The organism is Micromonospora yongxingensis, from assembly GCF_052601155.1.
In genome coordinates this window covers 1-8,379 of sequence record NZ_JBQXEO010000049.1, presented here as the reverse complement: position 1 = coordinate 8,379, position 8,379 = coordinate 1, and the positions used below count along the sequence as shown (strand labels likewise).

General features: G+C 71.2%; 8 protein-coding genes and 1 pseudogene. 4 read left to right on the top strand and 5 right to left on the bottom strand.

Features of this window, described 5'->3' with window-relative positions; all coding sequences use genetic code 11:
* Positions 1–211: pseudogene (locus ACTWLT_RS31415) on the top strand (hypothetical protein); the annotation flags it as partial.
* 91 nt (positions 212–302) lie between these two features.
* On the opposite strand, the gene ACTWLT_RS31410 reads toward ACTWLT_RS31415, so the two are convergent.
* Together ACTWLT_RS31410 and ACTWLT_RS31405 are read right to left on the bottom strand one after the other, a co-directional pair.
* Positions 303–1,775, bottom strand: a complete 1,473-nt coding sequence (locus ACTWLT_RS31410) for an MFS transporter (RefSeq protein WP_445321476.1) — start codon at positions 1,773–1,775, stop codon at positions 303–305.
* 55 nt (positions 1,776–1,830) lie between these two features.
* Entirely contained in the window at positions 1,831–2,067 is a 237-nt protein-coding gene (locus ACTWLT_RS31405; protein ID WP_252415699.1) for a hypothetical protein, read from the bottom strand.
* Positions 2,068–2,220: 153 nt separating this feature from the next.
* On the opposite strand from ACTWLT_RS31405, the gene ACTWLT_RS31400 reads away from it, so the two are divergent.
* Together ACTWLT_RS31400 and ACTWLT_RS31395 are read left to right on the top strand one after the other, a co-directional pair.
* Positions 2,221–3,375, top strand: coding sequence for a geranylgeranyl reductase family protein (locus ACTWLT_RS31400; protein WP_445321475.1), 1,155 nt, complete (start codon positions 2,221–2,223; stop codon positions 3,373–3,375).
* Positions 3,376–3,526: 151 nt separating this feature from the next.
* The gene (locus ACTWLT_RS31395; protein WP_445321474.1) at positions 3,527–3,706 is read left to right on the top strand and encodes a hypothetical protein; all 180 of its coding nucleotides are present in this window, start codon (positions 3,527–3,529) and stop codon (positions 3,704–3,706) included.
* A 60-nt stretch (positions 3,707–3,766) separates the two neighbouring features.
* Here the strand turns inward: ACTWLT_RS31395 and ACTWLT_RS31390 are convergent, their stop codons facing one another.
* Positions 3,767–5,557: a bifunctional metallophosphatase/5'-nucleotidase gene (locus ACTWLT_RS31390; protein ID WP_445321473.1), complete on the bottom strand. Its 1,791-nt coding sequence runs from the start codon at positions 5,555–5,557 to the stop codon at positions 3,767–3,769.
* Positions 5,558–5,736: 179 nt separating this feature from the next.
* Between ACTWLT_RS31390 and ACTWLT_RS31385 the strand changes: the two genes are divergently transcribed.
* Positions 5,737–6,639, top strand: coding sequence for an SDR family oxidoreductase (locus ACTWLT_RS31385; protein ID WP_445321472.1), 903 nt, complete (start codon positions 5,737–5,739; stop codon positions 6,637–6,639).
* Positions 6,640–6,742: 103 nt separating this feature from the next.
* On the opposite strand, the gene ACTWLT_RS31380 is transcribed toward ACTWLT_RS31385, so the two are convergent.
* Both ACTWLT_RS31380 and ACTWLT_RS31375 read right to left on the bottom strand, forming a co-directional pair.
* Positions 6,743–7,402 carry a nucleotidyl transferase AbiEii/AbiGii toxin family protein gene (locus tag ACTWLT_RS31380; protein WP_308209384.1) on the bottom strand — a complete coding sequence of 220 codons (660 nt, stop codon included), beginning with the start codon at positions 7,400–7,402 and terminating at the stop codon, positions 6,743–6,745.
* Positions 7,399–7,740 (bottom strand): hypothetical protein, encoded by a 342-nt coding sequence (locus ACTWLT_RS31375; RefSeq protein ID WP_252415762.1) that lies wholly within the window; start codon positions 7,738–7,740, stop codon positions 7,399–7,401. The genes ACTWLT_RS31380 and ACTWLT_RS31375 overlap by 4 nt, the downstream gene beginning before the upstream one ends.
* Positions 7,741–8,379: the final 639 nt, after the last annotated feature.

Sequence of the window (8,379 nt, the reverse complement as noted above, 5' to 3'; positions counted from 1 at the left end):
ACCGAGCTCGGGTTGGGGTACTCCGGAGCAGATCACCGACCCCGACTACTCGACCACCGCGTTCCTGAAGGGTTTGAAGCAGGTTGACGGGTGGCAGGACATGCCACTGACCGACGCCGCGCAGACCGTGCAGGTGTCGGCGTACCCGGACGCCTACGCCCAGTGGGAGCAGCAGGCCACCGACCTGGTCGCCCAGCACTGGAACAGCTGACCCACAGAGAGCAACCTGACCGCTGGCCGGCACCCGACACGGGTGCCGGCCAGCGGCATGTCTGCACGCGGCTCGCGTACCCCTGGGGTTGTCAGTCCTGCGCGTGGCCGCGAGTACGCAGGATGTCGATCAGCGCGGCGATCAGGGCGAGCGCGATGATCCCGGCGGCCAGCGTGAGTGACTGTTCGAAGGCTTTGGTCCAGTTGCCCCGGCTGTCGGCCAGCGAGGAGAAGAACATCGAACCGACGGCGGCGATGCCGGCCGCGGAACCGATCCGCTGACCGGTCTGGAGCATGCCGGCGCCGCTGCCGGCCTGGGGGACCGGCACCTGGGCGAGGGTGAGCGTCTGGTTGGGAGCGATCACCAGGCCGCTGCCGAGGCCGGCGACGAGCAGTGGGCCGGCGGTGACCCAGGGCGCCGGGGCGTCCGGAGCGAGGCGCAGCGCGACCACCGTTCCGGCCAGCCCGATCACCACGGCCAGCAGGCCGATGGCCACCAGTGGCCGGCCGAAGCGGTTGACGATCCTCCCGCCCAGCACGGCGGCCGCGGCTGAGCCCAGGGCGAACGGGGTGATGGCCAGGCCGGCGACGAGCGCGCTGTAGCCGAGGCCGTTCTGCAGGAACAGCGTGAAGATGAAGAAGATCGCGGTGAAGCCGCCGAAGTAGACCAGCGCGATCAGCGACCCCAGGGTGTACGACTGGAAGCTGAACAGGCGCAGGTCGAACAGCGGTTCCTGGTGCCGGGCGTACCACCGCTCCCAGAGCCCGAAGGCGACCAGCACGGCGAGACCGGCCGGTATGAGTGCCCACTTCCACGGGGTGCGCCACTGCTGCTCCTGCACCAGTGGCAGCAGGATCAGCACCACGCCGACGCCGAGCAGCAGCACGCCGACGGGGTCGAGCCGGCGTCGGGTCGGCTGGCCTTCGGGGCGACCGGGCAGCAGCCGCCAGCCGAGGATCGCCGCGAGGATGCCGACCGGGACGTTGACGAAGAAGACCCACCGCCATCCGTGTTCCTCGCCACCGATGGCGATGAGCAGGCCGCCGAGCAGTGGCCCGACGGCGGTGGAGATGCCGATGGTGGCGCCGAGGATCCCGAAGGGGCGGGCCCGTTCCGGCCCTCGGAACAGCTCCTGGATCAGCCCGATCACCTGGGGGTTCACGATTCCCGCGGCGGCGCCCTGCAACAGTCGGGCGGCGACCAGCCACGTCGGGGAGGTGGCCAGGCCGGCGAGTGCGCTGGTCGCGGTGAACAGCGCGATGCCGAAGACGAACGCGTTGCGTCGCCCGCGGGCGTCACCGAAGCGGCCGGCCGGCACGAGCACCAGGCCGAAGGTGAGCGCGTACCCCGAGAGGACCCACTGCAGGTCACTCGGGGAGGCGTGCAGCGCGCGGTCGATGGACGGCACCGCGACGTTGACGATGCTCACGTCGAGCAGCGTCATGAAGGCGGCGACGAGTCCGACTCCGACGGCCTGCCAGCGTCGCCGATTCCCCGCCGCGTCGATGGGCTGCGGCGTCTGGGCCGCGCTCACCGGGACCCCCGTCGACCGTCGATCATGCATTGCTCACCGCTACCCCGGTCAGCGGGGCGGGAACCGTCGCGGGTGGTGCCCCGCGTCACGCCATCTGGCGGGCGCAGAACCGTGGACCGAAGTCGAGCCCGGCCATCGGCGAATCCTCGCGGTGCAGCAGGCCCTTCTCGGTGAGCAGATGCAGTGGGTTGTCCATCTGCTCCGGGGTCAGCCCGGACTCCTCGGCGATCAGGTCCGGGTAGGGCACCTGGCCGCGCGCCTCAAGGGCGGTCACCGCCTGGTACACCCGTTGCTCGACCTCCGACAGTTGCACCTGCTGCATGATCTCCTCCTTCGCTCGTCCGCCTCTGCAGACGGTTGCGCCGCGTCGGTTACCCCCTGATTGACCGAAGATGCCCACCCGATCGGGGGTCGGTGCGGTGCGCGGCACGTGCCACGGCGGGGTCGGCGAGCGGGGGTGCCATAGGCTGCACCGGTGATCGTCTGGGATCTCGTCGTCGTCGGCGCCGGCCCCGCCGGGCTCTCCGCGGCACACGTCGCCGCCCGCGCCGGCCTCCGCACCCTCGTCGTCGAGCGCGCCGCGCATCCGCGGTACAAGACCTGCGGCGGTGGCCTGATCGGCACCTCGTTGGCGGCCGTGCGGGACCGGATCGAGGTGCCCGCCAACGACCGGGTGGACCGGGTGACGTTCACCCGCGACGGCCGCCGGGAGTTCACCCGCCGGCACGACAGTCCGGTGCTGACCATGGTGCGCCGCGAGGAGTTCGACGACCGGCTCCGCGCGGCGGCGGTCGCCGCGGGCGCGCAGCTGCGGGAGCGCGTCGCGGTCCGCGCGATCGAGCAGGAGCCCGAGGGGGTACGTCTGCGGCTGGCCGACGGTACGACGATCGCGGCTCGTACGGTGGTCGGTGCGGACGGCTCGTCCGGGGTGACCGCACGGCACGTGGGGGTCCGGTACAGGCAGGTGGACCTGGGGTTGGAGCTGGAGGTGCCGGTGCCGCCCGACGAGCAGGAACGCTGGCGGGGGCGGCTGCTGCTGGACTGGGGTGCGATGCCGGGTTCGTACGGGTGGGTCTTCCCAAAGGGCGACAGGTTGACGGTCGGTGTGATCGCGGGCCGGGGCGCGGGGGAGGGGACCAGGGAGTACCTGCGGCGGTTCGTCGACCGGTTGGGTCTGACCGGGCTGCCCGCGGAGCACGACTCGGGTCACCTGACCCGCTGCCGTGACGAGGATTCGCCGTTACGGAATGGCCGGGTGCTGGTCGTGGGGGACGCGGCCGGGCTGCTGGAGCCGTGGAGCCGGGAGGGCATCAGCTACGCGCTGCGCTCCGGCGAGCTGGCCGGAAAGGCGGTCGCCGACGGTGACCTGGGCGGGTACGAGAGGGCCGTGGCCGAGCGGCTGGTGCCGTCGATGCGGGCGGGGTTCCGGCTGCTCGACCTGTTCGTTCGCCGCCCGGAGGTGTTCCACGCCCTGCTGGCGACCCCGCAGGGCTGGCGGATGTTCGTCCAGTTCTGCCAGGGCCGGGCGAGCTTCGACGAGATGATGCGACGCCGGCCGATCCGCGCGGCGCTCGCGGTGCTGGAGCGACTGCCGAGCCCTCGTCGCCAGGCCGCCCCGACCTCGCCGTGACCTGCAGGCCCTCGTCGTTCACCCAGGATCCTAGGATGCCTTACGGGTTGTGACCCCGTCACCCGAACGTCGGACCGAATCGCGTCGACCGGACCGGTGGCGCCGAGCGCCCAGATCGCCGGACAATCACGGGGGGAAGCAGGGGGTGCCCATGGCCGATCAGCCGTTCACCGATGACGAGTACGAGTTCCTGCGCCACATCCGGTTCGGGGAGTTGCCGCCCGCCGTTCGCCCCGACGAGCGGGTCGAGCTGACCGAGAGCGAAGCACGGCGTGACCAGCCCGACCCGTTGGACGACCCGGTCCACTGGAACCTGCGCCACGCCGGCTGAGAACGCGAAACGGGCCGCGGGTGTCGCCACCCGCGGCCCGCCGCGAAACGAACCCGCCGGTCAGAAGACCGGCACGCCCTCGCGTACCAGCCGCCAGTTGGGCTGGAAGAAGTCGGCCGGGTCGATCGTGCCCCTGGCCTGCGCCCAGTCGATGAGCAGTTGGCGGATCTCCTGCTGCGCGTTGTAGACCTGGGTCTTCACGATGCCGGGGAAGTTGCCGCCACCGCTGCGCCGGTAGTTGTTCACCGCCATGACGAACTGCGCCTCGTCCGGCACCGGCGTGTCCGTGCCGGACAGCACCAGCCGGGTGATCCGCTGGCCCACCGGCTTGGAGATGTCGATGTCGTAGTCCAGGCCGGAGATCGCATCGTAGTTGTAGTCCGGCACCGCCGGGTCGCTGATCTGCTCCGGGTCGACCGGGGCGCCCGGCGCGAACGTCCGGAAGTACTTCGCCGAGTACTCCAGGTACGCGCGCACCTCGGCGCCGCTGAGCACGACCGCCTCGAGGGTGTTGTCGAAGACGTACAGCCCGGCGACGTCGCGGATCTTCACGTCACCGGCCGGGAAGACCGCCGTGCGGCTGAACGGCGACGCCTGCGACAGCACCGGCAGGCTGGCGTACGGCGTGCCGGCCAGCGCAGTGGTGACCGCCTCGGCCTGAACGTGGTTGATGAAGTCCAGGATCGGGGTGTCCTTGTACCGCGACTCGACGGTGGACATCTCGACCGTGGCCTGTGCCACGACCTGGTTGACGTACGCCACGGTCTTCTGGTGCTGGGCCCGTACCGCGGCGAGCACCTTCGGGTCCTCCACCACCGTGTTGGTGTTCAGCATGGTGGCGGCCTTCTTGGTGATCGTCCACCGGCCGTGCTCGCGGGCGAGGGTGAAGTCCATCCGGGTGAGCCGCTGACCCCACTTCGACGGCTCGGAGAGCAGCACCTGCGCACCGGTCTGCTCGTTGGTGACGAACTTCTCGACCACCTCGTTGTGCGCGTGACCGAAGAGGATCGCGTCGATCCCCGGCACCTGCTGGGCGATCAGCGCCGTGGGGTTCTCGTTGGGCAGCTCCGGGCCGTAGCTGGAGGTGCCGCTGTCGCCGCCGTGCGCGGAGATCAGGACGATGTCCGCGCCCCGGGCCCGCATGATCGGCACGTACTTCGCCGCCGTGGCGATCATGTCGTCGAACCGCAGCTTGCCCTCGACGTTGCCCTTGTCCCAGATCGCCACGCCGGGGTTGGTCAGGCCGAGGATGCCGACCCGCAGGGTCGGTGCGGCGAAACCGAGAGAGACCTTCTTGATGACGTACGGCAGGAAGGCCGGCTTGCCGGTCTTCGCGTTGACCGCGTTCGCGGCGAGCGCCGGGAAGCCGAGCTGGCGGATCCACAGGTCCAGCAGCGGCAGCCCGTAGTTGAATTCGTGGTTGCCCAGCGTCACCGCGTCGTAGTCGATGACGTTCATGGCCCGGGCCATCGGGTGCTTCTCCCCGGTGGCCGTGATCGGCTCCTGCTTGGCGTAGTACGTGGCGAGCGGCGTGCCCTGGATGGTGTCGCCGGCGTCCAGCACCAGCGTCGCCTTGCCGCGCCGCTCCCGCCGGATCTGGTTGATGAGGGTGGCCAGCTTCGCCACGCCGATGTCGTTGTGCTTGCTGTCGTCGTACTCGGCGTCGCGGTAGTAGTCCCAGTTGTAGACGTTGCCGTGGGTGTCCGACGTGCCCAGGAGGGTGAGGTCCCAGGTGCGTGACCGGGCCGCGCCGGCCGCCTGCGCGGGCGCGGCGGCGATCAGCGGGGCGGTCGCCGCCGCGGCCGCGGCGGCGAGCACCTGGCGACGCGACGGGCCGGAGGGAGAGGTCATGACGTGCCTTTCCATGGGGGTGGACGCGCCTCGTGGGCGCCTCGCGCACCATAACCAGCAAGAGTCACCGCCGCCACGCCAGCCCCGCCGTTCCCTGCGGTTTCCTCCCGGCGGCGTGGGGTAGGGCCGACAGGGACGATATTCGCGGGACGAAACCCGCGCTGCGCGAGGAGATGTCGGTGAGTGAGGACCAGCACACCCAGCAGGACCCGACCAGCCAGTACGGCCAGCAGTCCGGCCAGCCCGGCCAGCAGCAGTCACCTCCCGGGTCGACCGGTGACATGACGCCGAAGCCGGACCACGGCGAGGAGTCGTACCGGGGCAGCGGAAAGCTCGACGGCAGGCGGGCGCTCATCACCGGCGGTGACTCGGGGATCGGTCGGGCCGTCGCGATCGCGTTCGCTCGCGAGGGCGCCGACGTGCTCATCTCGTACCTCGGCGAGGAGGAGGACGCCGACGCCCGCGAGACCATCCGCCTGGTGGAGGACGCCGGTCGGCGGGGCATCGCGGTACGCGGCGACATCACCGACGAGGCGCACTGCCAGGAACTGGTCGACCGGGCGGTGCGCGACCTGGGCGGCATCGACATCCTGGTCAACAACGCGGCGTACCAGATGTCGCAGGACAAGGGCATCCTGGGGATCAGCACCGAGCAGTTCGACCGCGTGCTCAAGACCAACCTCTACGCGATGTTCTGGCTCTGCAAGGCCGCCATCCCACACCTGGGCGAAGGCGCGGCGATCATCAACACGGCGTCGATCCAGGCGTTCGACCCGTCGCCGCAGTTGCTGGACTACGCCACCACCAAGGCGGGGATCGCCAACTTCACCAAGGCCCTCGCCGCCGACCTGGCCGAGAAGGGCATCCGCGTCAACGCGGTGGCGCCCGGCCCGGTCTGGACGCCGCTGATCCCGGCCACGATGCCGAAGGAGAAGGTGGAGCAGTTCGGCACCGACACCCCGGAGGGTCGCCCCGGCCAGCCGGCGGAGCTGGCCCCGGCGTACGTCTTCTTCGCCTCGCAGGAGTCCAGCTACGTCACGGGCGAGATCCTGGGCGTCACCGGCGGCCGGCCGACCAAGTGACCCGCCGCCGGGTGGTCGCCGCACCGGTGGCCACCCGGCGGTACGGCTCGTTTCTCCGGCCGGCCGGCTCGTTCCCGGCCGGGGCGTGGTTGCCGTGTCGGCGTCAGCGCGGCCAGGCGGCGAAGCGTTGCCGGACGCGCCTGACGTCGCCGGGATTCAGGCCGTAGCGCCCGAAACGCTGGTCGGACAGCCGGTCCAGGTAACGCCCGGCGGCCCGCACGTCCGCCGGATCCAACGCCGGGTCGACCTGCCGGGCCAGCACCAGCAGCTCGGTCACGTCGTAGTGCTCCAGGGCCGCCGCAACGTCGATGAAGTCACGGACCTCCCGCCGGTTGACCAACGCCGCGATCTTGTTGGCGACCAGGTCGCGAACGTCCATCACCGGGCCGAGGTCCATCACCACCGGGCTCTGCTGACGGTCGAGCCGGGCCAGACTGAGCCGGATCTGCCGCCCGTCGCGGCTCACCACGAAGTCCTTCATGTCCCGGCCGTACCCGTCGAACAGGTCGGCGAGATCACTGTCCGGGTCGGCGTCGGTGACCACGTACCCGGCGCGCTCCAACGCCGCGCGCACCCCGGCCGAGGCCGCCGCGGCGGCGCCCTCCACGTCGGCGAAGAGGTCCACGTCCTCCGTGGGGCGGGCCACCAGGCCGTGCGCCGCCCAGGCCACACCCCCGCCCAGCACGAACCGGTACGGCCCGGCCGCGGCCAACGCCACCCGGGCCACCTCGCGGTAGAAGTCGTGCAGGTGTGAAGAGGTCACGCCGCGCGCAGGCCGCGGTGCCGGCTCTCCCACGCCTGGCGTACGCCCCGGGGCAGGTTGAGCAGCCGCCACACCCGCCGCAGTGTCCGCCCGTGGATCAGGACGCGCAGGTCCTCGGCGCGGGTGGTCTCGCGCAGCACGTTCTCGTACATCCAGAGGAGCTGGTCCGGGTCGCCGAGGTCGAAGGTGCGCTCGGCGTTCCACATCAGGCGTACCGGCAGTTCCACCACACCCCGGGTCGGGCCGCGCAGCTCGACGAGCGTGCGCGCCACCACGGCGGGGCGACCCGGGCGGGCCAGGAAGGCCACGCCGGTCGTGGTGGGGGAGACGGCCTGCATGGTGTCAGGGTAACGCCGGCTGATGCTTCGTGTCGCTCACGCCTTTCCAGCCGGGCCGGACCCGCACTTTTATTGGGCGCTGCTGAGTGGGTGCGGTGGCGGTTTGTGTGCCGGGTCCGTGGGGGTGGGGTGGGGCCCGCCGTGCCCGGCTCCGGGCGGTCAGGCTTGATCCCTGCGCCGGGTACGGCGGGCCCCACCCCGTCGGTGGTCGCCGGTTCGTCCCCGCACTACCCGCCTGGCGTACGCGCGGGCGCGGCAGCTCCGTGCTTCGTCGGTGGTCCCCGTCCGTCCTGACACCTGCGCTGGGATGGTCAGGCCGCACCGGGAGGCGGTCGCTGTCATGGGGGTGATACCTGTGAGGCATATATATACCTGTGAGGTATCGCCGGTCGTGTCGAGGCCGGCCGGATGTCGCCTCCTGAAGTGATCGACTCGGTGTCGGTGATGTCGGGGTGTGCCCGGGGTGAGGATGCCCCGATGTCAGGGATACCGAGTGGATCACCACCGCAGGGGCCGGTGTGACGCCGGGACGGTCGGTCGACCCGATCCCGACGGTGCCTGTTGTCCGGTTCATGCCGCGTTGACCTGTGACCCGGTGCACCCGTGCGCCGGAATGGGGCCCGGCCGGGGGTCGTTACA

Excerpts from the sequence above, each read along its gene's own strand:
- ACTWLT_RS31395 (WP_445321474.1), top strand. The coding sequence starts at position 3,527 with ATGGCCGATCAGCCGTTCACCGATGACGAGTACGAGTTCCTGCGCCAC.
- ACTWLT_RS31390 (WP_445321473.1), bottom strand. The coding sequence starts at position 5,557 with ATGACCTCTCCCTCCGGCCCGTCGCGTCGCCAGGTGCTCGCCGCCGCG.
- ACTWLT_RS31375 (WP_252415762.1), bottom strand. The coding sequence starts at position 7,740 with ATGCAGGCCGTCTCCCCCACCACGACCGGCGTGGCCTTCCTGGCCCGC.
- ACTWLT_RS31410 (WP_445321476.1), bottom strand. The coding sequence starts at position 1,775 with ATGCATGATCGACGGTCGACGGGGGTCCCGGTGAGCGCGGCCCAGACG.
- ACTWLT_RS31405 (WP_252415699.1), bottom strand. The coding sequence starts at position 2,067 with ATGCAGCAGGTGCAACTGTCGGAGGTCGAGCAACGGGTGTACCAGGCG.